This is a genomic window from Cellulosimicrobium arenosum (assembly GCF_014837295.1).
GTDB classification, from domain to species: domain Bacteria; phylum Actinomycetota; class Actinomycetes; order Actinomycetales; family Cellulomonadaceae; genus Cellulosimicrobium; species Cellulosimicrobium arenosum.
The window spans coordinates 195,278-217,415 of sequence record NZ_JACYHB010000001.1 but is presented as its reverse complement, the minus strand read 5'-3'; the positions used below and the strand labels follow the sequence as shown (position 1 = coordinate 217,415).

At 74.6% G+C, this 22,138-nt stretch carries 19 protein-coding genes; 9 read left to right on the top strand and 10 right to left on the bottom strand.

Annotation, left to right across the window (positions count from 1 at the left end; genetic code table 11):
• Positions 1-90 precede the first annotated feature (90 nt).
• Positions 91-864: a response regulator transcription factor gene (locus IF651_RS00990; RefSeq protein WP_191827216.1), complete on the top strand. Its 774-nt coding sequence runs from the start codon at positions 91-93 to the stop codon at positions 862-864.
• Positions 857-2,413 (top strand): sensor histidine kinase, encoded by a 1,557-nt coding sequence (locus tag IF651_RS00985; RefSeq protein ID WP_191827215.1) that lies wholly within the window; start codon positions 857-859, stop codon positions 2,411-2,413. The genes IF651_RS00990 and IF651_RS00985 overlap by 8 nt, the downstream gene beginning before the upstream one ends.
• 59 nt (positions 2,414-2,472) lie before the next feature.
• Here IF651_RS00985 and IF651_RS00980 read toward each other — a convergent pair whose 3' ends face one another.
• Positions 2,473-2,874 (bottom strand): DoxX family protein, encoded by a 402-nt coding sequence (locus IF651_RS00980; RefSeq protein ID WP_191827214.1) that lies wholly within the window; start codon positions 2,872-2,874, stop codon positions 2,473-2,475.
• A 149-nt stretch (positions 2,875-3,023) separates the two neighbouring features.
• On the opposite strand from IF651_RS00980, the gene IF651_RS00975 reads away from it, so the two are divergent.
• From IF651_RS00975 to IF651_RS00960, 4 genes are all read left to right on the top strand, one after another.
• Positions 3,024-3,896 (top strand): alpha/beta hydrolase, encoded by an 873-nt coding sequence (locus IF651_RS00975; protein WP_191827213.1) that lies wholly within the window; start codon positions 3,024-3,026, stop codon positions 3,894-3,896.
• Positions 3,897-3,992: 96 nt separating this feature from the next.
• Entirely contained in the window at positions 3,993-4,844 is an 852-nt protein-coding gene (locus IF651_RS00970; RefSeq protein WP_191827212.1) for a metal-dependent hydrolase, read from the top strand.
• A 222-nt stretch (positions 4,845-5,066) separates the two neighbouring features.
• Positions 5,067-5,972: a serine protein kinase RIO gene (locus IF651_RS00965; protein ID WP_338403686.1), complete on the top strand. Its 906-nt coding sequence runs from the start codon at positions 5,067-5,069 to the stop codon at positions 5,970-5,972.
• A 25-nt stretch (positions 5,973-5,997) separates the two neighbouring features.
• Positions 5,998-6,393, top strand: coding sequence for a DUF6841 family protein (locus IF651_RS00960; protein WP_191827211.1), 396 nt, complete (start codon positions 5,998-6,000; stop codon positions 6,391-6,393).
• A 7-nt stretch (positions 6,394-6,400) separates the two neighbouring features.
• On the opposite strand, the gene IF651_RS00955 is transcribed toward IF651_RS00960, so the two are convergent.
• From IF651_RS00955 to IF651_RS00935, 5 genes are all read right to left on the bottom strand, one after another.
• A complete protein-coding gene (locus tag IF651_RS00955) occupies positions 6,401-7,399 on the bottom strand; it encodes a hypothetical protein (protein ID WP_191827210.1) in 999 nt (332 codons plus the stop codon).
• Entirely contained in the window at positions 7,396-7,938 is a 543-nt protein-coding gene (locus tag IF651_RS00950; RefSeq protein WP_191827209.1) for a hypothetical protein, read from the bottom strand. The genes IF651_RS00955 and IF651_RS00950 overlap by 4 nt, the downstream gene beginning before the upstream one ends.
• Positions 7,939-8,044: 106 nt before the next feature.
• Complete coding sequence (locus tag IF651_RS00945) at positions 8,045-11,734, bottom strand: error-prone DNA polymerase (RefSeq protein WP_191827208.1); 3,690 nt, start codon at positions 11,732-11,734, stop codon at positions 8,045-8,047.
• Complete coding sequence (locus IF651_RS00940) at positions 11,734-13,428, bottom strand: Y-family DNA polymerase (protein ID WP_191827207.1); 1,695 nt, start codon at positions 13,426-13,428, stop codon at positions 11,734-11,736. The genes IF651_RS00945 and IF651_RS00940 overlap by 1 nt, the downstream gene beginning before the upstream one ends.
• A gap of 10 nt (positions 13,429-13,438) precedes the next feature.
• Entirely contained in the window at positions 13,439-14,326 is an 888-nt protein-coding gene (locus tag IF651_RS00935; protein ID WP_191827206.1) for a hypothetical protein, read from the bottom strand.
• A gap of 354 nt (positions 14,327-14,680) precedes the next feature.
• Between IF651_RS00935 and IF651_RS00930 the strand changes: the two genes are divergently transcribed.
• A complete protein-coding gene (locus IF651_RS00930; RefSeq protein ID WP_194719715.1) occupies positions 14,681-15,241 on the top strand; it encodes a YbhB/YbcL family Raf kinase inhibitor-like protein in 561 nt (186 codons plus the stop codon).
• A gap of 37 nt (positions 15,242-15,278) precedes the next feature.
• Positions 15,279-15,848, top strand: a complete 570-nt coding sequence (locus IF651_RS00925) for a YbaK/EbsC family protein (RefSeq protein ID WP_191827554.1) — start codon at positions 15,279-15,281, stop codon at positions 15,846-15,848.
• Positions 15,849-15,955: 107 nt separating this feature from the next.
• On the opposite strand, the gene IF651_RS00920 is transcribed toward IF651_RS00925, so the two are convergent.
• From IF651_RS00920 to IF651_RS00905, 4 genes are all read right to left on the bottom strand, one after another.
• Positions 15,956-16,996 carry a siderophore-interacting protein gene (locus IF651_RS00920; RefSeq protein WP_191827205.1) on the bottom strand — a complete coding sequence of 347 codons (1,041 nt, stop codon included), beginning with the start codon at positions 16,994-16,996 and terminating at the stop codon, positions 15,956-15,958.
• 80 nt (positions 16,997-17,076) lie between these two features.
• Positions 17,077-19,248: an iron ABC transporter permease gene (locus IF651_RS00915; RefSeq protein WP_191827204.1), complete on the bottom strand. Its 2,172-nt coding sequence runs from the start codon at positions 19,246-19,248 to the stop codon at positions 17,077-17,079.
• Positions 19,249-19,267: 19 nt separating this feature from the next.
• A complete protein-coding gene (locus IF651_RS00910; protein WP_191827203.1) occupies positions 19,268-20,281 on the bottom strand; it encodes an ABC transporter substrate-binding protein in 1,014 nt (337 codons plus the stop codon).
• A gap of 79 nt (positions 20,282-20,360) precedes the next feature.
• The gene (locus IF651_RS00905; RefSeq protein WP_191827202.1) at positions 20,361-21,212 is read right to left on the bottom strand and encodes an ATP-binding cassette domain-containing protein; all 852 of its coding nucleotides are present in this window, start codon (positions 21,210-21,212) and stop codon (positions 20,361-20,363) included.
• 157 nt (positions 21,213-21,369) lie between these two features.
• On the opposite strand from IF651_RS00905, the gene IF651_RS00900 reads away from it, so the two are divergent.
• Positions 21,370-22,122, top strand: a complete 753-nt coding sequence (locus IF651_RS00900) for an esterase/lipase family protein (RefSeq protein ID WP_241743958.1) — start codon at positions 21,370-21,372, stop codon at positions 22,120-22,122.
• Positions 22,123-22,138: the final 16 nt, after the last annotated feature.

Below are 22,138 nucleotides of genomic sequence, written 5' to 3'. Positions count from 1 at the left end.
GTGAAAGACTCTCATCCGGACGCTCGACCGCACAGGCCCGGCACAGGTTCACCACAGGCAGCACGGCAGCACGCAAGCCATGCTGGCGCCATGACGACAGCGCCGCACACCTCCGGCCGCCCGGCGGACCCGCCTCGGCTCACCCGCCCGGACGGATCGCCGGTCCGCGTCCTGGTCGTGGACGACGAGCCCAACCTGGCCGAGCTCCTCACCGCCGCGCTGCGCTACGAGGGCTGGGACGTGTCGACCGCGCTCGACGGGCACACCGCGGTGCGCACCGCACGCGAGAACGGGCCGGACGTCGTCGTGCTCGACATCATGCTGCCCGACATGGACGGCCTCACCGTCCTGCGCCGGATCCGAGAGCGGGACGCGGACGTGCCCGTCCTGTTCCTCACCGCGCGCGACGCGGTCGAGGACCGGGTCGCGGGTCTCACCGCGGGCGGCGACGACTACGTGACCAAGCCGTTCAGCCTCGAGGAGGTCGTCGCCCGGTTGCGCGGCCTCCTGCGCCGCGGCGGCGCCTCGACGGCGCGAGACGACGCCGTGCTCGTCGTCGGAGACCTGGAGCTCGACGAGGACTCCCACGAGGTGCGACGCGCGGGCGAGGAGATCACGCTCACCGCGACCGAGTTCGAGCTGCTGCGCTACCTCATGCGCAATCCCCGCCGTGCGCTGTCCAAGGCGCAGATCCTCGACCGCGTGTGGAACTACGACTTCGGCGGGCAGGCCAACATCGTCGAGCTCTACGTGTCCTACCTGCGCCGCAAGATCGACAAGGGGCGCGAGCCCATGATCCACACGCTGCGCGGGGTGGGGTACGTCCTCAAGCCTGCCGCCGGACCGGGCGGCCCGCATGGCTGAGCCGGCCGCCGCGCGGCAGGCAGCCCGTCGACGCCCGACGGCGCTGCGCCGTCGGCTCGTCGTCGTGCTCGTCGGCGTGCTGCTGCTCTTCACCGTCGTGCTCGCCACCACGTCGACGCTCGCGCTGCGGGGTCAGCTCGTCGACGAGCTCGACCACGAGCTCGTCGAGACGAGCCAACGCGTCTCCGAACCACCGGGCGGGGACCACACCCCGGGGGTCGACGACCCGGCCGAGCCGACGGACCCGGCCGAGCCCGGCGATCGACCGGACGGGACGGACGACCCGTCGAGGTTCCCGTTCGGGATCGGCCCGGGCACCGTCGTCGTGCGCTACGACGGGGACGACGTCGCCATCGCGGGTTTCGCCAACCAGGCCGGTGGGTTCACGTCGCTCGACGACGAGCAGCTGGCGGCGCTCGGCGACGTCCCGGTCGACGGCCTCCCGCACGACGTCGAGCTGCCGGGCCTCGGGGGCTACCGGGCCGTCGCCGCCACGACGCGCGACGGCTCGCTCATCGTCGTCGCGCAGAGCACCGCCGACGTCGACGCGACGGTGCAGCAGTACGTGCTCGTCGAGGTCGCGATCGGCCTCGTGGGTCTCGTCGCCGCCGGAGCGATCGGCACCTGGCTCGTGCGCCGCTCGCTGCGACCGCTCGACGAGGTCGCCACGGCCGCCGGCCGCGTGTCGGAGCTCGATCTCGCGCAGGGCGAGATCGGTGCGATCCCCCGCGTCCCGGACGATCTCACCGACGAGCGCACCGAGGTCGGGCAGGTCGGCGCCGCGCTCAACCGCATGCTCGAGAACGTCGAGTCCTCGCTCGTCGCGCGGCACGAGTCCGAGACCCAGGTGCGCCGGTTCGTCGCCGATGCGAGCCACGAGCTGCGCACCCCGCTCGCCTCCATCCGCGGGTACGCCGAGCTCGTGCGCCGGTCCCCCGACGTCGTCCCGCCGGACACCGCACGCTCGCTCGACCGCATCGAGTCGGAGGCCGTGCGCATGACCGGGCTGGTCGAGGACCTGCTGCTCCTGGCCCGGCTGGACGCGGGACGCCCGCTCGACCGTGCACCGGTCGACCTGGCCGTCCTCGCCGTCGACGCGGTCACCGACGCCCACGCGGCCGGACCGGACCACGACTGGGGCCTCCTCCTGCCCGGCGAGGAGGACACGGACGTCGACCTCGAGGTCACGGGCGACGAGGCGAGCCTGCGCCAGGTGCTCGCCAACCTGCTCGCCAACGCGCGCACGCACACCCCGCCGGGGACCCGTGTCGACGTGCGGGTGCGCGACGAGTCGGACGAGGTCGTCGTCGAGGTGTCCGACGCGGGGCCGGGCATCGGTCCCGCGCTGCGTCCCGTGCTGTTCCGGCGCTTCGCGCGCGGCGACGACGCGCGGAACCGGACGGGTGGGTCGACGGGCCTCGGCCTCGCGATCGTCGACGCGATCGTCGCCGCGCACGGCGGGAGGATCGACGTCACCTCCGCCACCGCGGACGAACCGGGCCCGACGGGCACGACGTTCACCGTGCGCCTGCCACGACACGGGTCGTGAGAACGCGGCCGCCCGCGGTCTGGACGCCGGGCGGAAGCACGGCTGGTCGCAGGTGCTGCTCACGCCGGGCGCGTCGTCGTCCCGCTCGTCGCGTGGCGGGCCACCGCGAGCGCCCACGCGACGAGCGGCACCTGGAGCGGGAGGCGCCCCCACGCGATCGCGGGCCGTCGCGCCCACGCGCGTGCGCCGGGGTGCGAGTCGAGGGCCATCTTCACGTTGCCGGGGAACACCCCGACGAACAGAGCGGCGCCGGCGACCGCTCCGAGGCGGCGCGTCGCCGGCACGGCCACGGCCGCCCCGCACGCGATCTCGGCGATCCCGCTGCCCACGACCCAGGCTCGGGGCGAGCCCAGCGCGTCGGGGATCAGCGGCTCGAAGACCTGCGGTCGGACGACGTGGAGGACTCCGGCTCCTGCGAGCAGACCGGTGAGAGCGGCGGCAGAGACGACATGGCGGTCCATGGGCCGAGCGTACGTGGCCGGCCGCAGGAGACCCGGCCGACGGTGGCATGGCGCGCAGCGCCGCTCGGCGGGAGGATAGGACGTCACGGGCCGAACGCAGAGCCGTGCGGCATCCGCGCACCGTGGACGCCATCACCGAGGAGGGGGCCATGGCACAGCCGCCGAGCACCAGCACCACGTTGACCACGGCTGAGCTCGAGGAGATCGCCCGAGCGAACGACAGCGGCAGGACGCCGGTCGTGTTCGTGCACGGGTTGTGGCTCCTGTCCAGCAGCTGGGACCGGTGGCGCCGGCTCTTCGAGGAGAACGGCTACAGCACCGTCGCACCCGGCTGGCCGGACGACCCCGACACGGTCGCCGCGGCCCGCGAGCACCCCGAGCTGTTCGCCCGCAAGATGGTCCAGGCGGTCACCGACCACTACCTCGCAGCCATCGAGAAGCTCGGCACCGAGCCCGCGGTCGTCGGCCACTCGTTCGGCGGGCTGATCGCCCAGAAGATCGCCGGCGACGGCGTCGCCGCCGTGACCGTGGCGATCGACCCGGCACCCGGGCGCGGAGTCCTGCCACTGCCCGCGTCGGCGCTCAAGTCCGGCTCCCCCGTGCTCGGCAACCCGGCGAACGCCCGCAGATCGGTGACCCTGACCTTCGAGGAGTTCACGTACGGCTGGGCCAACACCCTCGACGAGGTCGAGGCCCGGCAGCTGTACGAGGACTTCCACGTCGCAGCATCGGGCGTCCCGATCTTCCAGGCCGCCGTGGCGAACCTGAACCCCTTCAGCGAGACCAGGGTCGACTTCACGGCCGCGGACCGCGGCCCGCTCCTGATCGTCTCCGGCGAGAAGGACCACACCGTGCCGCACGCCATCTCGCACGCCGCGTACACGAAGCACGCCAAGAACACCGCGGTCACGGAGTTCGTCGAGATCCCCGACCGCGGCCACTCCCTGGTCATCGACCACGGCTGGGGCGAGGTCGCCCAGACCGCACTGGACTTCATCCAGACGCACGGACCGTCCGTCTGAAGGACGGCGGAACACGAGGTGGTGCCTCGGCATGTCGGACGCGCCCGCTAAGGTTTCGGACGTTCCGGACAGACCTCACGAGGAGAACGTCTCGTCATGATGGGTGCCAACCACGCCGCGACAGGTGCCGCAGCCTGGATCGCCGTGACCTCGACCGCTCCCTTCGCGCTCGGCCTGCACCCCGTCTCGTCCGTCGGCGTCATGACGGGCGCCGTCGTGTGCGCCGGTGCCGCCGTCCTGCCCGACGCCGACCACCACAACGGCACGTTCGCGCACTCGCTGCCGCCCGTCAGCGAGTGGGTGTCCGACGCCGTGGAGGCCGTCTCGGGCGGGCACCGGAACGGGACCCACTCGTTCCTCGGCATCGCCGTCTTCACCGCGCTCGCATGGGCAGCGGGCCTCCTCACGATCCAGACGGAGTCCTTCGGCACGGTCTACGTGGGCGGCGGCGTGCTCGCCGTCCTGCTCATCGCGCTCGCCCTCAAGGCGCTCAGGCTCACCCGGCGAGGACGGCTCGCGCCCTGGCTCACGTCGCTCACCGTGGCCGCCCTCGTCGCCCTGTTCGCGCCGGAGGAGTGGAACTGGCTCCCCGTCGCGGTCGGCCTCGGCGTGACCGTGCACGTCCTCGGCGACGTCCTGACGACGAACGGCGCTCCCCTGCTGTGGCCCGTCAGGTTCCGCGCGCCGCGCCGGGTGCGGCGCTCTCTCGTCCTGGACGACGTGTGGCGCCCCGGCGGCAGCTTCGCCGTTCCCCTCCTGGGCAGCACCGGGTCGGTGCGGGAGTGGCTGCTCGCCACCGCCGTCGGTCTGTACGCCACCGTGGGGTTCACGTGGTCGGCGCTCGACCAGATGGGCTTCGACACCTTCGGGACGTACACGAGGCTCTCGACGACGGTGCACGACGCCGCGGCCAACCTGTCGGCCACGTTCGCCCTGGCCGGCTGGTGACCGTCGGAAATTCCCTTGCCCGCGACAGGACGCCGGTGCCAGGCTGAGCCCAGTGCCGCCCGCGCCGTCGGGCATCCGAGGAGGGAGGAACACCATGAGCTGGACGACCTACTCCTGCGTGTCCACCACCCCCCGGAGCGCCACCGGCCGCTGAGCCGGCCGTCGCCTGCCCGCACCCCGCGGTGCACGGCGACCTGCGCGCTCCCCTCCCGAGGAGCCGCCGTGCCCGAGCACGACCTGTCCGACCCGTACGTCTCCCTCCCCATGACTCCCGCGCGCGCCCCAGATGTCCCGGACGACCCCCTGCCCCACGTCGTCCTCGGCGCGCTGGACGCGACGATCGGCGACGACCAGCGGTGGTCGACCTGGTCGTCCGTCCAGAAGGGACAGCGCGGCCCCGAGCCCCGACCCGACTGGGTCGTCACCGCCTACGCCGCCGTCGACACCGAGCTCGGCGTCCTCAAGACGGGCAAGGAGGCCGACGTGCTCGTCGTGGAACGCGCCGTCCCCGACGACCCGGCACAGCGGTCGGTGCTCGCTGCCAAACGCTACCGGGGCCTCGACCACCGCTCGTTCCGGCGCGACACGCTCTACACCGAGGACCGCCGCGTGCGCCGCACGCGGGACCGCCGCGCGCTGGACCGCAAGTCCGCCTACGGTCGTGAGGTCGCCGCCGGCCAGTGGGCGGCAGCCGAGTTCGCCGCGCTCGGCGAGCTCTGGTCCGCAGGGGTCCCGGTCCCCTACCCGGTGCAGATCGACGGGACCGAGATCCTCATGGAGTTCGTCGGCACGAGCGACGAGGGCGTGCACGAGGCCGCGCCACGGCTCGCGCGCACCCGGCCGGATCCTGACCTCCTCGCGTCGTGGTGGGACCAGCTCCGCGACGCCATGGCCGTCCTGGCACGACTCGGCTACGCGCACGGCGACCTGTCCCCGTACAACGTGCTCGCCGACGACGACCGGCTCGTGATCATCGACCTGCCGCAGGTCGTCGACCTCGTCGCGAACCCGTTCGGCACCGAGCTCCTGCTGCGTGACTGCCGCACGATGGCCGCGTGGTTCACCGGCCGTGGCCTCGACGCCGACGCCGACGAGCTGTTCGCCGCGCTCCTCGCCCAGGCGTGGTGAGGCCGCGCGGGGTAGAACGGTGGGCATGGAGTCCTACGACAGCGACGACGTCCAGGCTTTCCTCACCTCGTTCGCGGTCGCGACCTCCACGGGCGACCTCGACGCCATCGCCGAGAGCTACGCGTTCCCGGCGCTGGTCGTCTCGGGGTCGGGCTCCGAGGCCGTCGGTGAGCCGGAGACCGTCCGGGACGCCGCACAGACGGCGGCCCGTGGCATGCGCGAGCGAGGGCTCGTCGCCGCCGCGGCCCTGGTCGAGGACGTCGCCGAGGTGGGTGACTCGCTCGTGTGGGCGCGCGTGCGCTGGAGCTACCGCGACGAGAACGCGAACGAGCGCGAGTCCGGCACCGCGCGCTACCTGCTGCGCCGGGCACGCTCCACGTTCGAGGTGTGCGTCGAGGTGCGCGCCGACGACGACCGCTGACGCCGCGTCAGCACTCCCCGCAGTCGTGGGCGACGGGACCACGGCGTGGTGCTGATCCCGCCGGGTCGGGCGGGAGATAGTCGAGCCGGACGTCGTCGGTCACCGGGACGGCGAGGACCGCGGAGTCCTTCGCCGTGCGGGTCCAGTCCCGCGGGACGAGGAAGTACGTGCCTCCCGCCTGCTGCATCAGGACCAGACCGTCGTACCGGTACCGGAACGCCGAACCCTCCGGTGCGCAGACGTGCGGCTCGACCCCCGGCGCGACGAGCTGCAGGTCCGTCGTGCTGCGCACGACCACACCGGGGTACGTCGCCAGCTCCGCCTCGAACTGCCGTCCCCGCCGCTCGCCGACCTCCGCCGAGTAGTTCGCGACGGCCCAGAACAGGGCGACGGCGACGAGCACGAAGACCGCCGCCCACTCGGTGAGCCGCGCGGCGACGCTCGGCGGCCTCCACCCGGGGGTCGAGCGGTGCATCTCGGCGCGCCAGGCCCGCACGACGGCCGCCGTCGTCAGGACGCCGAGCGCGAGGCAGACCGGGGCGAGCCAGGTCGGGACGCCGTCGGCCAGGCCTCGACCGGGCCACACCGCCTGGAACATCCCGAAGACCACGAGGATCGCGCCCGTGAGCCCCACGAGCAGCAGCCCGCGCCGACCCAGGCGCCGACCTCCGGTCACGCGGGTCGTCGCGCCACGCACCCAGAGCCCGATCAGGACGCCGACGGCCACGACCGCCAGCGGCAGGAGGAAGCCGTCCTGCGCCTGGACGAGATAGTCGGCCTGGGTGAGCTGCAGCGACGTGACGTCGACGCCGAAGTAGTAGAAGAAGAACGTCACCCGCTGGCGGCCGAAGAAGTACAGCAGCGCGGTGAGGAGCGCGGCGGGTGCGAGCACCTGCGTCGCGATCCGTGCGAGCCGCGGGACGTCCGTGCCCACCGAGCCGAGGTCCGCGTCACGCGTGGCCCCCGACTCGTCCCCGGGACCCCTCGGCCGGTCGATCTCGCTCACGGTGCAGTTCCCGAGTCCTCCTCGGACGTCGTCCCGCCGCCTTCGTCGTCCATGGGTTCCTCTCCGGTCTCGGGGTCGGGATCGCCGTCGCAGTCCGCGATCAGCACGACGACGGACTCCCGCTCCACGAGCAGGCCCTCGCTCCAGGGGGGATCGGACCCGGCGTACGTGCACGTGTCGCCCGGCTCGCTCGGCGAGCTCACGACCGTCACGCAGAGGGTTCCCCCGCAGGCCTGCGTCATCTCGGCGACGAACAGGGCGCGCACCTCGAGGAAGTTGTTCCCGTCCTGCTGTGCCGCCGTGCTCAGGACGACCGGCGAACCACCACCGGCCCCGCCTCCGCCGCCGCTGCCGCCCGTGGTCGTCTCGTCCGTGGACTCCGATCCGGCCGTGCCCGACATCGTGCCGCTCGGTGCGGGGTCGTCCCCACCCCAGCTGCACGCCGAGACAGCGCACACGAGGGCGGTCCCGAACGCCACCGCGACAGCCCCGTGGCCGAGGTGTCCTCCTCGCCCGCGCCGTCCCGTCCTGTGCGCCATGGCTCCGTCCTCCTCGCACCCGTCACAAGGAGGGAGAGACCAGCACGGCAGACTGATGCGGCGGGGACCTGCGGCGGCGGTCGTCGCGCGACCGCACGCCGCAGGTTCAGCGAAAGTCGCGCGACGTCGTCGTGACCTGCAGGGAGAGCGGGGCGAGGTGCTCCGCGACGAGGTTCGTCGCGCCGTCGGCCCGTTCGAGCCGTCCCCGCACGACCATCGCTGCGGCCGAGCGCGCGACCTTGCGGCACCGCCGCCAGAGCCCGGGCGAGCACACGACGTTGAGGATCCCGGTCTCGTCCTCGAGGGACAGGAACGTCACGCCCCCGGCCGTCCCGGGACGCTGTCGGTGCGTGACGACCCCGCCGACGCCGACGCGCGATCCCGGCCGGTCCCCCACCGGCTGCCCCGCGCGCTCGGCGAGGTCCGCCCGCTCGATCTCCGCGGCGACGCGCACCGCCCCTGCGACGGTGAGCACGCCCGCGGCGGTGAGACCGTCGCGCACGTACCGGGTCGGGTAGGAGCCGGTGGACACGCCGGTCGCCCACACGTCCGCGGCCGCTGTCTCGACGTCGCTCATGCCGGGCAGCGTCGGCGCCCGGACCCCGACGCTGACGCCGGGCAGGGTGTCCGGCCCTTCCTGGGACAGGGCGCCGGCGGCCCACAGCGCCTCGCGCCGCGACACCCCGAGCGAGTCGGTCGCCCCCGCGGTCGCGAGCCCCTCGAGCTGGGCGGTCGTCAGGTCGACGCGCCGCACGAGGTCGCGCAGGTCCCGGAACGGTCGAGGCCCGTCGGCATGCGTGTCCCCACCACCCCCGTCCCGCGCCGCGACGATCCGCTCGGCAGCCGACGCCCCGAGCCCGCGCACGCCGGAGAGCCCGAGCCGCACCCCCAGCGCCAGATCGGGCTGCGCCCCGAACGCGGTATCGACCACCACCCCTGCGTCGAACATGCTGTCGTCTCCTGTCCCGGCCCCGGCACGGGATCTGACCACATGCTCGGCGGAGGTATCCACATGCTCGACCGTTGCTTCCACGCCCGACGTGTTGACGTCCGGGCGGAGCACCGTGATCCCGTGGCGGCGGGCGTCCGCGACCAGCGACTGCGGCGAGTAGAAACCCATCGGCTGCGCCGCGAGCAGGCCCGCGTAGAACGCTGCGGGGTGGTGCACCTTGAGCCACGAGCTCGCGTACACGAGGAAGGCGAACGAGTACGCGTGGGACTCGGGGAAGCCGAAGTCGGCGAACGCCTTGAGCTTGTCGTAGATCTGCTCGGCCACGTCGGGTGCGACACCGTTCGCCGCCATCCCGGCCAGGAGCCGCCCGTGCAGCGCCTCCATGCGCTCGACCGACCGCTTGGACCCCATCGCACGCCGCAGCTGGTCGGACTCCGCCGCGGAGAAGCCCGCGACATCGATCGCCATCTGCATGAGCTGCTCCTGGAACAGCGGCACGCCCTTGGTCTTGGCGAGCGACTTCTCGAGCAGCGGGTGCAGGTACGTCACCGGCTCCCGCCCGCGCGCCCGCTCGATGTACGGGTGCACGGACCCACCCTGGATGGGACCGGGCCGGATGAGCGCGACCTCGATGACGATGTCGTAGAAGCAGCGCGGCCGCAGTCGCGGCAGCGTCGCCATCTGGGCGCGCGACTCCACCTGGAACACGCCCACGGTGTCCGCGGCGCACAGCAGGTCGTACACCGCCGGGTCGTCCTCGGGCAACGTGTGCAGCTCCAGCCGGGCACCCTCGTGCTCGGCGACGAACCCGAACGCGATCCGCAGCGCCGTGAGCATCCCGAGCCCCAGCAGGTCGAACTTCACGAGCCCCGCGTCCGCACAGTCCTCCTTGTCCCACTGCAGGACCGTGCGCCCCTCCATGCGCGCCCACTCGACGGGGCACACCTCGATCACAGGGCGGTCGCACATGACCATGCCGCCCGAGTGGATCCCGAGGTGCCTGGGCAGTCTCAGCATGCGGTCCGCGAGGTCCAGCACGTGCTCCGGGATCTCCCCGTCCTGCGCGGCCGACGGCGGCCGGTGCGTGGGCACGACGTCGTGCGTGTCGTCCGCTCGCAGCCGCTCACCGGCGTCCTGGGCGAGCGGGTCGACGACGCGCGGCTTCGCCGCCCGACCGCCCAGGTCGGGCGACCACGTGTCCCGGTGCCCGGTGTGCGCACGGTCAGGGCGCGGCCCCCACAACGCCGTGACCTGAGCGTCCTTCTCGGCGGTCTTGCTCGCGATCGCACTCTCCCTGGCCTTGCGGTCCGCGGCCGGCGACGACGGGTCGGGGCCGCGCAACGATCCCCAGCGCTCGATGGACTTGCTCCACGCGTCCCCCTGCCCGACGTCGTACCCGAGCGCCCGGGCCGCGTCCCGCACGGCGGACTTCGGACGGTAGGAGATGACGTTCGCGACCTGGGCGGCGTGCGTGCGGCCGAACGTCGCGTAGACGTGCTGGATGACCTCCTCGCGGCGCGCGGACTCGATGTCGACGTCGATGTCCGGCGGGCCGTCCCGCTCGGGCGCGAGGAAGCGCTCGAACAGCAACCCGTGCTTGACGGCGTCGACCGCGGTGATGCCGAGCGCGTAGCAGACCGCGGAGTTGGCGGCCGAGCCGCGCCCCTGCGCGAGGATCCCGTGCACGCGGCAGAACTCCACGAGGTCGTAGACGACGAGGAAGTACCCGGGGAAGTGGAGGTCCTCGATGACCCGCAGCTCGTGGTCGATCTGCTTCCAGGCGCCCGGGACGCGCTCGCTCCCACGCGGGCCGTAGCGGTCCTCGCCGCCGCGGCGCACGAGCTCGCGCAGCCACGTCGCCTCGGTGTGTCCCGTCGGCACGGGGTAGGGCGGGAGGTCCGGCGCGACGAGGCGCAGGTCGAACGCGCACTCGTCGCCCAGCGCGGCGGCGGTCGCCACGGCCTGCGGGTACCGCTGGTGGCGCGCGAGCATCTCCGTGGCCGAGCGCAGGTGCGCGGTCGGAGCGCCGGGCAGCCAGCCGTCCATGTCGTCGAGCGACGACCGGGCGCGCACGGCCGCGAGCGCCCCCGCGAGGTCGGCGTCGCGGGGACCGGCGTAGTGGGCGGCCGTGGTCGCGACGAGCGGGAGCCGCGCGTCGGCCGCGAGGTCGGCGAGGGCGGCGTGCAGGTCGGCGGTGCGCGGGTCGTCGGTGGCGGTGATCTCGACCGCGACGTTCCCGGCGCCGAACGTGGCGACGAGCCGGTCGAGCTCGCGCCGCGCGGAGGCCCGCCCCTCGGTGACGAGCGCACGACGCACCGCGCCCTTGCGGCACCCGGTGAGCACGAGCCACTGGCCGTCCGCCTGCTCCCCCAGCCGGTCGAGCCGGAAGTCCGCGGCGCCCTTGGTCCCGGTCGCGAGGTGCGCGGTCGCGATCGCGCTCGACAGGTTGCGGTAGCCCTGCGGTCCGCGCGCGAGGACGAGCAGGTGGGTGGCGCGCGGGTCGGGCACGCCCGTCGGCGGGTCGAGCACCGGGACGCCCGACGACACCCGCCCCCCGCGTGCGACCGGCCTGCCGGGCCCGGCGACTCCGGCGCCACCCGCCGAGGGGACGGGCAGGTGCAGCTCGGCGCCGAAGACCGTCGGCAGCGACACCTTCGCGGCGGCCTGGGCGAAGCGCACGACACCGTACAGCCCGTCGTGGTCGGTGATCGCGAGCGCGGACAGACCGAGGCGCGCGCCCTCGGCGGCGAGCTCCTCGGGGTGAGACGCACCGTCGAGGAAGCTGAACGCGGAGTGGGTGTGCAGCTCGGCGTACCGGGGCCGCGGGGGCGGGTGGGCGGGCATCAGTCGTACACCCCCTCCACGGTCCAGCGGCCCCGGGTGCTCGCGAGGAGCAGCCCGCGGCCGTCGTCGAGCACGACCTGCAGGTGGACCCGCCGCCGGGGGGTGGTCGTCCACCAGCGTTCGGCCAGCGGCCACGGCCCGGCCCAGCCGCCGACCGTCCCGGCTCCCCCGGTCCCGGCACCTCTCCTCCCGGCATCACCGTCGCCTGCGTCGCCCGCCCACCGCACGGTCGCGGGGTCGCCGCTCATCGCGAGCCGCGCGTCGACCACGACGGGCCGCCCCGCGGCGTCGAGCACGACGGCGTCCGGCGGCGGGTCGAGCACGACGGCGGGCGCCGGGCTGGGCAGCGACCCGGGCCACGGCTGGGCGGGGTCGCGGGGACGGACGACGTCCTCGCCGAAGGGGACGAGGTGCACGCGGTCGGTCACGTCGCGTCCGCCCTGGGTCGCCACCTGCAGGACGGCGTCACCGCCGAGCAGGCCCTGGACGCGGCTGAGCGCGCGGTGCGCGCGCTGGTCCTCCCCGCTGGACGCCCCCCACAGCCGCGGCTGCTGCGCCCCGGCGGCGACGACCTCCTCGGCGGTCAGCGCCAGGTGGGCCAGCGGCGCGACGCCGGGCACCTCGGCCGTGCCCCCGGGCGAGACCCCGCCCACCGCGCGACGCCGGCCCGTGCGCCCGCGGGCAGCACGAGCGGCCTGCACGGACGACGTCGTGAGCCAGCCCTCGAGCTGCCAGCGCACCCGGTCGGTGATGCGGGCGGGGCTCAGCCCGCCGGCAGGACCGTCGAGACGCCACGTGCGCTCGAGGTCGTCGCCCTCGACGGTCCGGGCGGTGATCCGCAGGCGCCCGGCGACGAGCGAGCGCGTGACGAGCTGGTCGTGCAGGTCCTCCGCGAGGCGCCGGGCGGCGAACGTCGCGACGTCGACGCGCTCGGCCGGCGGGTCGAGATCGGCCTGGACGGCCACGTCCTGCTCGACGCGGCGCCGGGCGGGCGGGCGCAGGTCCTCGCCGCGGGCGAGCCGGTGCGCCCACGCCCCGAGCGCGCCGAACCGGCCCTCGACGGTCGCGGGCGGCAGCGCGGCGAGCGCCCCCAGCGTCCGCACGCCCAGCCGGTCGAGGAGGCCGACGAGGGCGTCGAGCGCGGTCACGACGTCCGGGCGAGCGGCGACGTGGACGAGGTCGCGCGCAGGGCGCGGGCCGAGGAACGCGGCGGAGCCCTCGCGGGCGACGACGACGGACTCGCGCGCGGCCAGCACCGCGGCGAGGATCCCGTCGGCGACGCCGACCTGGCACTCGTGCCCGGTGCGCTCGACCACGCGGGTCACGAGAGCGCGGGCGAGCGCCTCGTCCGAGCCGTGGTAGCGGCTCGCGCCGACGGCGGGCAGGAGCAGCAGGCCGGGCCGGGTGATCTCGAGGCCGGCGACGACGGTCTCCGCCGCGAGCGCGACGGGCTCGAACTCGCGGGCGTCGCGCGCGTCGTCGACGTCGAGGAGCTCGAGGTCGGGGCAGCACTCGCGGGCCCGACGCCGGCGCATCCCCCGGCGCACCCCGTGCGCGCGGGCGGTGGCGGAGACCGCGACGACGCGGCGCCCGTCGTGCGTGGCAGCGGGCACGTGCGCGGGGATGTCGCGCACCGCCATCGCGGCGAGGACCGGCCAGTCGGGCACCCAGAGGGCGGCGGTGCGCGTGGTCATCGGACGCACCTCATCCCACGAGCCTCAGCTGCGGCGCCGCGGCGGAGGGCAGCTCTGTCCGCCCGACCGCGTCTGCCCCTGGCGCTCCGGCACCCGGCGCCTCCTGCTCGCGCAGGTAGGCCGGCCAGTCGGAGCGGTCGAGCGGCAGCTCGACCTCCACGCGCACCGGACGGGCGGCACCGGACCGTCCGGCGCGCTCGACCGTGAGGGTCCGACGCCGCAGCCAGCCCGCGCCGTGGTCCACCCCCGTCCACGACCCGCCCGTCACGGTCAGCGCGACGTGCGCCCCTGACCACGGCGTCGCCGCGACGAGCGTCGCGCCACGCTCCCGGGCGCGTCCGGCGAGGCGCCGCCGGTCCGCGTCGCCGAGCGCTGTCTGCGGCCCGACGACCACGACGTCCATGCCGTCGACGAGCGCCGCGACCGCAGCCGCGGCGTCGGGCCCGGGACGAGGGACGAGCGCGAGGCGGCCGAGGTCGATCCCGGCGTCCGCCGCGGCGAGCAGCCCGACGCCGGGGAACCCGACCATCGTCGTCCACGCACCCGTGGCCGAGGCGCGCGCGAGCAGGGCGAGCAGGAGGCTCGTCGACCCCTGCACCGCCAGGACCGTCCCGCGCCGGATCGCACCGGACGGCAGGAGGGGAGCAAGCGCGCCGTGCACGGGCCAGGACCGCTCGTCGGGCTCGCGGGGCACGTCGAGCGGGGTGGGTGTCGGGGTGCCGTGCTGGACGGTGAGCGGTGCGGCGGTCGCGGATGCGGTCCGCGCCCGGGAGGCCCGCAGGCCCGCGCGCTCCTCGGCACGCCGCAGCAGGGAGCGAGCGTGCTCCGCCCGGGCGGCGCGCCCGGCAGGATCGGCAGCATCGGCAGGGTCGACGGGACGTGCGACGAGAACCGTCATCTCGCCTCCCGGTCCACGCCCTCGCCGTCCGCGCCGCCCGGTGGATCAGACGTCGCACGTTCGAACACATGTTCGACTCTCTCCAGTGTTCGACCGCACGGCAGGGGTGTCAACTCCGCCCCGGTCGACCCGCCACATTCGCCCGAGATGCCCACCCCAACCCTCGACCACTGCCAGAGGGTCGCCCGAACCCTCACCCTCCACCTGAGCCTCAGCTTGCCTGACCCCTACCCCGGTGAACATGCGGCTGAGGCCCGTCAGCGCGCCATCATGGGCAGCAGAGCCATGGTCGCCCGGGCGCAGGCGCATGGTCGACGAGATGCTTGTGGACGCGCGGTTGGGCACGATGGGGCCATGGCTGACGTGAACCTCGACTCCCGTCCGACCGCCCCCGACCCGTACGCGAGCCTCCCGCCCGTACCCACCTTCACCATCACGAGCACCGACCTCACCGACGGTGAGCCGATGCCCACCACGCACGCCGCCGAGGGTGACGACGTCTCCCCCGCCCTCGGCTGGTCCGGCTTCCCGGAGGCCACACGGTCGTTCGTCGTGAGCTGCTTCGACCCCGACGCCCCGACGCCCGCAGGTTTCTGGCACTGGACCGTCGCCGATCTGCCCGCGTCCGTGACGTCCCTGCCCCGGGGCGCGGGTGCGCCCGACGGGACCGAGCTGCCCGACGGCGCGTTCCACGTCCGGCACGACGGCGGAGCCCCGGGATGGACGGGCGCCGCGCCTCCGCCCGGGGACCGCACGCACCGGTACGTGCTCGCGGTGCACGCGCTCGACGTCGACTCGCTCGCCGAGACCGCGAGCCTCAACCCGGACGCGACGCCCACGGCCGTCGCGTTCAACGCCTTGTTCCACACGCTCGCGCGTGCAACGCTCACCACGACCTATCGGATCGCGGAATGAGCACGGAGTGACCGAGGACGTGGACGTGGACCTGCCCATGCTGGGCTCCCTCACATGGGAGCCTGCGCTCGACCACCTCGATCTCGTCGCTCCGGTGACGGCCGACGTCCTGCGCCGCTGGGCGGCCGAGTACCCGGCCGTCGCGGCGCAGGTCGCCGTGACCGAGATCGACCCCGAACTCGCGGACACCGCGGCGCTCAACGAGGCGTTCGCGCTCCCGGTCGCGGCGTCGGCGAACTGCGTCGTCGTCGGCGGGTCGCGTGCGGGCGACGAACGGATCGCGGCCGCGGTGGTGCGCGCCCACACGCGCGCGGACGTCAACACGCGCATCCGCAAGCTTCTCGACGTGCGCAAGGCGTCGTTCCTGCCGACGGACCGCGCGACGAGCGAGTCCGGCATGGAGTACGGCGGCATCACGCCGATCGGCCTACCGCCCGGATGGCGCGTGCTCGTCGACTCGCGTGTGGTGAGCGACGGCGAGCCCGCCCTGGTCGGCAGCGGCGTACGGCGCTCGAAGCTGCTGCTCCCGGGCGCCCTGCTCGGCCGCCTGCCGGGCGTCGAGGTCGTCGAGGAGCTTGCGCTCGCGACACCCGGAGCCCCCCGCTGACCGCACCGCGAACCCGGTGACGTCCGACGACACGGACCACCGGCCCGCTGAGCTGCGGCGGACCGGGTTCCCCGGCGCCGTGCGGCCGTGCGACCAGCCGCGGGCGATCAGCTCTCCGCGCGACCCACGCGCCAGTAGCCCATGAACGCCACCGCACGACGGTCCACGCCCAGCTCGGCGACGAGGTGACGACGCAGCGTCTTGATCGCCCCGGCCTCGCCCGCGAGCCAGGCGTACAGGACGGTCTCCTCCTCGAGCAAGCCGGGGACCTCCCACAGGATCGACGTGTCGACGTCGACGTCCTCGAGGCCCGCTGCGGTGCGGCACTGCACGGGCGGGTCGGCGCCCAGGACGCCCGCGTCGAGGATCCGCTCGGCCGCCGCCTTGACCGCGGGCACGAGGAGCGTGCCGTGCGCGGCGCCGTGGCCACCCTCGTGCGGGTCGCCGTGCTGGCCGGTCCCGGCCGCTCCGGCCGGCATTCCGTCCCGCGCGAGGAACGTCACCTGCACGCCCGGTGGCGCGACGAGCTCCCGCGCGTCGTCGGCGTGCGGGACCTCGACGTGGACCTCGCCCCACGCGTCCGCGGGCAGGTCCTCGCAGATCGCCGCGATGGCGGGCAGAGCGGTCTCGTCGCCGGCCAGCAGGAGCGCGTGCGCGCGTGCCGGGGGCCGGAACTCGAGACCACCGACAGGCCCGTCGAACGTCGCGTCCGGGCCGAGCAGCACGAGCGGCGTGCCGACCTGGGCCGTGAGCGCCCACCGCGAGGCCGGGCCGGCGTCGCCGTGGAGCACGACGTCGACGTCGACCTCGCGCAGCTCGGGGCGCACCGCGACGGTCGTGTAGGTGCGCAGCGGGTTGCGCCGCTCCTCCGGCTGCGCGCGCCAGGCGGCGTACCAGTCGTCGGGATCGCGCACGAGGTGGGCGTACCCGCCGTCGGGAGCCGGCAGGACGAACTTGATCCGCACGTCGAGGCCAGGGTCCGCGAAGCGGTCGAGCTCGGGGCCGGTGAACGTGAAGCGCACGAAGCTCGGCGTAAGCTGTTCGACCCGGACCACCGTGACGTCGAAGAACCGCCAGGGCTTCCTCGCGGCGGCGCGCGCGACGCCGGGACGGGACGAGGTCCGAGGGGTGGTGACGGTGCTACTCACACAGGTGAGGCTAACCTAGCCCCCGCGGTCCGGGTCAACCTCCAGGACCGGGCATACCGCACCGAGTCCCGTGATCCGCGTCACGCCGCGCGAGCGCGCCCGCGCCAGAGCAGGTAGACGAAGTACGGCGCACCGAGCAGCGCCGTGCCGATGCCGGCGGGGATCTGTGCCGGCGCGATGAGGAAGCGCCCGAGCGTGTCCGCCACCGAGACGGGCAGCGCCCCCAGGAGCATGGCGACGGGCACGACGCGCGAGTGCCGCGCCCCGACGAGCGCGCGCGCCATGTGCGGCGCGACGAGCCCGACGAACGCGAGCGCGCCCGCGGCGCACGCGGCGGCCGCCGTGAGGAGCGCCGCGGAGCCCAGCAGCAGCAGCCGGGTGCGGTCGAGGGGGACGCCGAGGACGCGCGGTGTGTCCTCGTCGAGCGACAGCACGTCGAGCTCGCGCCGGTAGACCGCGGCGAGCGGCACGACCAGCAGCAGCGCACCCGTCACCGGGAGCAGCTGGTCGAGCGTGCGTCCGTAGGTCGACCCGGAGAGCCACGTGAGCGCGAGGTTCACGTCCCACGGCGCGACGACCACCACGACGAGCGTGATGAGCGCCATGACGCCCGCCTGGGCACCGATGCCGATGAGCACGAGCCGGTCCGAGCCGAGCCCGCCCTTGTACGCGAGCCCGTACACGAGCCCGAACACCGCGAACGCCCCGACGGCGGCGGCACCCGCGACGGGCCAGATGCCGATCCCGGGCACGAGCAGGCTCACGAGGATCGCGCCCAGGCCGGCGCCGGGGGTGACGCCGAGCAGCCCTGGCTCGGCGAGCGGGTTGCGGCAGACCGCCTGGACGATCGATCCCGCGAGCGCGAGCGCCGCGCCCGCCAGGACCGCGGCGAGGACACGGGGCACGCGTTGGCTCAGCACGAAGTCGACCTGCCGCCCGGCGACCCCCTCCCACCAGTTCGCGACGTCACCGAGCAGCACGACGCGGTCGCCGAGCAGCAGACCTGTCACCACGGCCGCGACGAGCAGGACCGCGAGCGCGGCCACCACCACGACGACGGTCCGCTGCGACCGGGGGCGGCCGAGCGCCCCGCGCGCGGCCTGGGCAGCGGGGCCGGAGTCGCGCAGCCGGCGGGCGAGCCACATGAGCAGCCCGGCCCCGAGGACGGTCGTGACGACACCGGTCGGGACCGCGATCGAGAGCGTCCCGGGGAAGCAGATGCGCAGCAGGACGTCGGCCCCGAGCACGACCACGACCCCGGTGAGCCCGGCGAACGGCAGGAGGAGCGCGTGGCGACCGAGACCGGGGACGCGTCGCCCGACGAGCCGTGCCAGGACGGGCGCGGCGAGGCCGACGAACCCGACCGGCCCGGCCACGGTGACCGCGATCGCGGCGAGGAGCACGGCGACCACGACCGACACGGCACGCGTGCTGCGGACGTCGATCCCGAGGACGGTCGCGGCGTCGTCCCCGAGCCCGAGGAGGTCGAGGCGGCGGGCGAGCAGCAGCGCGGCGAGGACCCCGACCACGACGACGGGCGCGGCGAACGCGACGGTGCGCGTGCCGGACTGCACGATCGACCCGCTCCCCCACGCGAACAGGCCGGTCGTCTCCTGCTCGAACAGCGTGAGCAGGAGCATCGTGACCGAGTGCAGCGCGAGCATGATCGCGGATCCCGCGAGCACGAGTCGGGTCGGGCCGTCCGACCCGCCGCGCGCCACGACGAGGACGAGGCCGGTGGCGGCGAGCCCGCCGAGGAACGCCAGACCGCTCTGCAGGTAGAACGGGACGGACACGCCGAAGGCGGCGACCGCCACGACGGTGACGTAGGCACCGGCGTTGACGGCGAGGGTGTCGGGCGAGGCCAGCGGGTTGCGCGCGACGGACTGCAGGACGGCGCCCGCGACGCCGAGCGCCACACCGACGAGCACGCCCGCGAGCAGTCGCGGGACGCGCGAGGCCACGAGGACGGCGGCCGTCTGGTCGGCGCCGTCCCCCGTGACGAGGCGCAGGAGGTCGAGCGGCCCGACGGCGGCGGTGCCCTGCGTGAGGTGCACCGCGGCCAGGACCAGGGCGAGGACCGAGATGCCGACGAACGCCACGCCGACGCCGAGGCGCGACGTGCGCCCGGTGCCACCGCGCTCCGTCTGCGGCGCGACGGCCGCCACGTCGTCGGACGGGTCGTGGACGCCGACCGGCTCGTCCACCAGGAGGAGGACGTCCGGATCCGTCGCCGTGCGCTCGTGGTTCATCGGGTCCCCGCCCGCCTCGTCACGCGGTCAGGGTGTCGACCAGCGCGTCGACGTACGCGGCGCCGGACAGCGGTCCGCCGAACATCCAGATGCCGTCGGGCACGCGGTGGACGTCGCCGGCCTCGACGAACGGCAGCTGCTCCCAGACCGCGTTGTCCTCGAGACCGTCGACGAACGGGTCGCCGCCGTCGGTGTCGTTGGCGATGTAGACGAACTGGACGTCACCGAGCTGGGTGAGGCCCTCGACGTCGGTCTGCGCGAGCCCGTAGTCGGGGTCGCCGCCCTCGGTCCACGCGTTCGTCAGCCCGATCTCCTCGCCGACGGCGCCGAAGAAGGACCCGGGCGTGTACATGCGGATCGAGACGGTGCCGTTGGTGACCCAGCCGTCGGCCATGGTGAACTCGGCCCCGTCGAGGCCGGCATCCTCGAGCGCGGCGGTGCCCTCGGCGACCTTCGCGTCGAAGTCCTCGAGCGCGGCCGCGGCGTCGTCCTGCCTGCCGGTGACCTCGCCGAGCGCCTCGACCGTCGATCGCATGTAGCCCAGCGGGTCCTCGCCGTCGGAGCCGCGCAGCGTCAGGACGGGCGAGATCTCCTCGATCTGGGCGATGACGTTCTCGGGGAGGTCGGTCGTCGTCACGACGAGGTCGGGCTCGAGCGCCGAGATGGCGTCGAGGCTCGGCTCGCCGCGCGTCCCGACGTCGGGCGTGGCGGAGTCGATCGGCGCGACCGTGTTCCACGCGTTGTAGCCCTCGACGTCGGCCTGGCCGGCGACGTCGGCGCCGATCGCGACGAGGTTCTCGGTCAGGCCCCACTCGAGCGAGACGATGCTCGTCGCGGGTGCGTCGAGCGTGTGCTCGCCCCGCTCGTCGGTGTAGGTGACGGGTCCCGACGCCGCGGCGTCGGTGGTCTCGTCGGGGGTCGACCCGGAGGCCGGGTCCTCGGTCGTGCCGCACGCGGCGAGCGCGAACGTGGCCACGAGCGCGACGAGCGCGCCCCCTGCGGTGGCGAGCGGACGGGGACGGGAGGAGCGCATGGGTGTCCTTCGATCGTGGTGTCGGGTCCGCCGGGCGGACGGGCAAGGTGTGGTCAGAGAAGCACCGGTGGGCCGGCGGTCACGCGTGCAGTGCGGCGTGCGCCTGCGCGGTGTGCCGCCCGCGGGGCTCGCAGCACGTGCGACCCGTGAGCGGGTGGGCGTAGACGTCGACGTGGATCCCGTACACGTCGCTGAGCAGCTCGGTCGTGAGCACGTCGTCCGCGGGGCCCGTCGCACGGACGGACCCCTGGGAGAGCAGCACGACCTGGTCGGCGACGGACGCGGCCTGGTTCAGGTCGTGCAGCACGACCCCGACGGCGACACCGTGCTCGGTCGCGAGGTCGCGCACCAGGTCCAGGAGCTCGACCTGGTAGCGCAGGTCGAGGTAGGTGGTGGGCTCGTCGAGCAGGAGCACGCCCGTGTCCTGCGCGAGGCACGTCGCGAGCCACACGCGCTGCAGCTCGCCGCCGGACAGCTCGTCGACACCGCGCGCGGCCATCGTGGTGATGCCCGTGACGTCCATCGCGCGGGCGACGGCACGGGTGCCGTCCGGGTCGTTCGCGCGGAACCTCCCGCGGTAGGGGTGGCGTCCGTAGGCGACGACGTCGCGCACGGCCACGCCCGACGGCGTGGGCCGGCTCTGCGACAGCAGCGTGACGCGCCGCGCGAAGTCCTTGGGGTGCAGGGCCAGGGCGTCCGTACCGTCGTCGAGCACGACGTTCCCGGTATCGGGGCGGTGCAGCCGCGCGAGCGAGCGGAGCAACGTCGACTTGCCGGACCCGTTGGGGCCGATGAGTGCGGTGACCGCGCCGGGGGTGAGCTCGAGTGCCGCGCCGTGCACGACGGTGCGGGAGTCGTAGGACAGGTGCAGGTCGTGACCCGCGAGCGCGGTGGGTACCGCGTAACCTGTCGGGGCTGAGGGTGCACTCACATAGGTGAGGCTAATCTACGCTCGCCAATGCCCACCACCCCCGACCGCTGCGACGGAGGTCACCCGATCACGTCTCCGGCCGCTCGCGGGCCGGACCGATCGCGGGCCGGACCGATCGCGACGTGCCGGCCGCCGCCTGGTGGTGTAGACCCGGGGCATGGTGGACGACAGGCCGGCCCGGCGCGCGGCACCCTCGGTGAGCGCCGGCCTGACCGCTCGGGCCCGGCGGCTGCGCGCCCGGGCCGCCGACTACGCCTACGCGGGAGCGCAACAGGTCGAGCACGGGCTCCACCACGGACGACCGGTGCCGACGGGCACGGGCGACCGCGCGCCCGTCGTGCTCCTGCCCGGCGTCTACGAGACCTGGCAGTTCCTACGGCCGGTGGCCGGGCCGCTCGCCGCCGCGGGGCACCCGGTGCACGCCGTGCCCGGTCTCGGCTACAACCGCCGCCCCGTCGCCGAGGCCGCGAACCTCGTCGCGACGTATCTCGAGCGGACCGACCTGCGCGGTGTGGTCTTCGTCGCGCACAGCAAGGGCGGCCTGATCGGGAAGAAGGTCATGCTCTCCGAGGCCGGTGGCCGCGTCGCGGGGATGGTCGCGGTCGCGACGCCGTTCCTCGGGTCCCGCTGGGCGCGCTACCTCGTGGGCCGCACGCTGCGCGCGTTCTCCCCCACCGACGCCGAGCTGCTCGCCCTCGTCGCGGAGCGCGCCGTCGACGTGCGGATCACCGCGGTCTACCCGCGGTTCGACCCGCACATCCCGGAGTCGGGCGCGCTCCCGGGTGCGACGAACATCGAGCTCCCGCTCGCGGGCCACTTCAAGCCGCTGGGCGACCCACGCCTCGTCGGCGTCGTGCTGCGCGAGGTCGAGCGCCGAGCGGAGACTGCCGCGCCGCGACCCGAGCCGTAGGACACGGCAGGGCGCG

What these genes read in the sequence shown, in the direction of transcription:
- IF651_RS00990 (WP_191827216.1), top strand. Translation starts at nt 91, where the DNA reads ATGACGACAGCGCCGCACACCTCCGGCCGCCCGGCGGACCCGCCTCGG.
- IF651_RS00985 (WP_191827215.1), top strand. Translation starts at nt 857, where the DNA reads ATGGCTGAGCCGGCCGCCGCGCGGCAGGCAGCCCGTCGACGCCCGACG.
- IF651_RS00980 (WP_191827214.1), bottom strand. Translation starts at nt 2,874, where the DNA reads ATGGACCGCCATGTCGTCTCTGCCGCCGCTCTCACCGGTCTGCTCGCA.
- IF651_RS00975 (WP_191827213.1), top strand. Translation starts at nt 3,024, where the DNA reads ATGGCACAGCCGCCGAGCACCAGCACCACGTTGACCACGGCTGAGCTC.
- IF651_RS00970 (WP_191827212.1), top strand. Translation starts at nt 3,993, where the DNA reads ATGATGGGTGCCAACCACGCCGCGACAGGTGCCGCAGCCTGGATCGCC.
- IF651_RS00960 (WP_191827211.1), top strand. Translation starts at nt 5,998, where the DNA reads ATGGAGTCCTACGACAGCGACGACGTCCAGGCTTTCCTCACCTCGTTC.
- IF651_RS00950 (WP_191827209.1), bottom strand. Translation starts at nt 7,938, where the DNA reads ATGGCGCACAGGACGGGACGGCGCGGGCGAGGAGGACACCTCGGCCAC.
- IF651_RS00945 (WP_191827208.1), bottom strand. Translation starts at nt 11,734, where the DNA reads ATGCCCGCCCACCCGCCCCCGCGGCCCCGGTACGCCGAGCTGCACACC.
- IF651_RS00940 (WP_191827207.1), bottom strand. Translation starts at nt 13,428, where the DNA reads ATGACCACGCGCACCGCCGCCCTCTGGGTGCCCGACTGGCCGGTCCTC.
- IF651_RS00935 (WP_191827206.1), bottom strand. Translation starts at nt 14,326, where the DNA reads ATGACGGTTCTCGTCGCACGTCCCGTCGACCCTGCCGATGCTGCCGAT.
- IF651_RS00930 (WP_194719715.1), top strand. Translation starts at nt 14,681, where the DNA reads ATGGCTGACGTGAACCTCGACTCCCGTCCGACCGCCCCCGACCCGTAC.
- IF651_RS00925 (WP_191827554.1), top strand. Translation starts at nt 15,279, where the DNA reads ATGCTGGGCTCCCTCACATGGGAGCCTGCGCTCGACCACCTCGATCTC.
- IF651_RS00915 (WP_191827204.1), bottom strand. Translation starts at nt 19,248, where the DNA reads ATGAACCACGAGCGCACGGCGACGGATCCGGACGTCCTCCTCCTGGTG.
- IF651_RS00910 (WP_191827203.1), bottom strand. Translation starts at nt 20,281, where the DNA reads ATGCGCTCCTCCCGTCCCCGTCCGCTCGCCACCGCAGGGGGCGCGCTC.
- IF651_RS00900 (WP_241743958.1), top strand. Translation starts at nt 21,370, where the DNA reads ATGGTGGACGACAGGCCGGCCCGGCGCGCGGCACCCTCGGTGAGCGCC.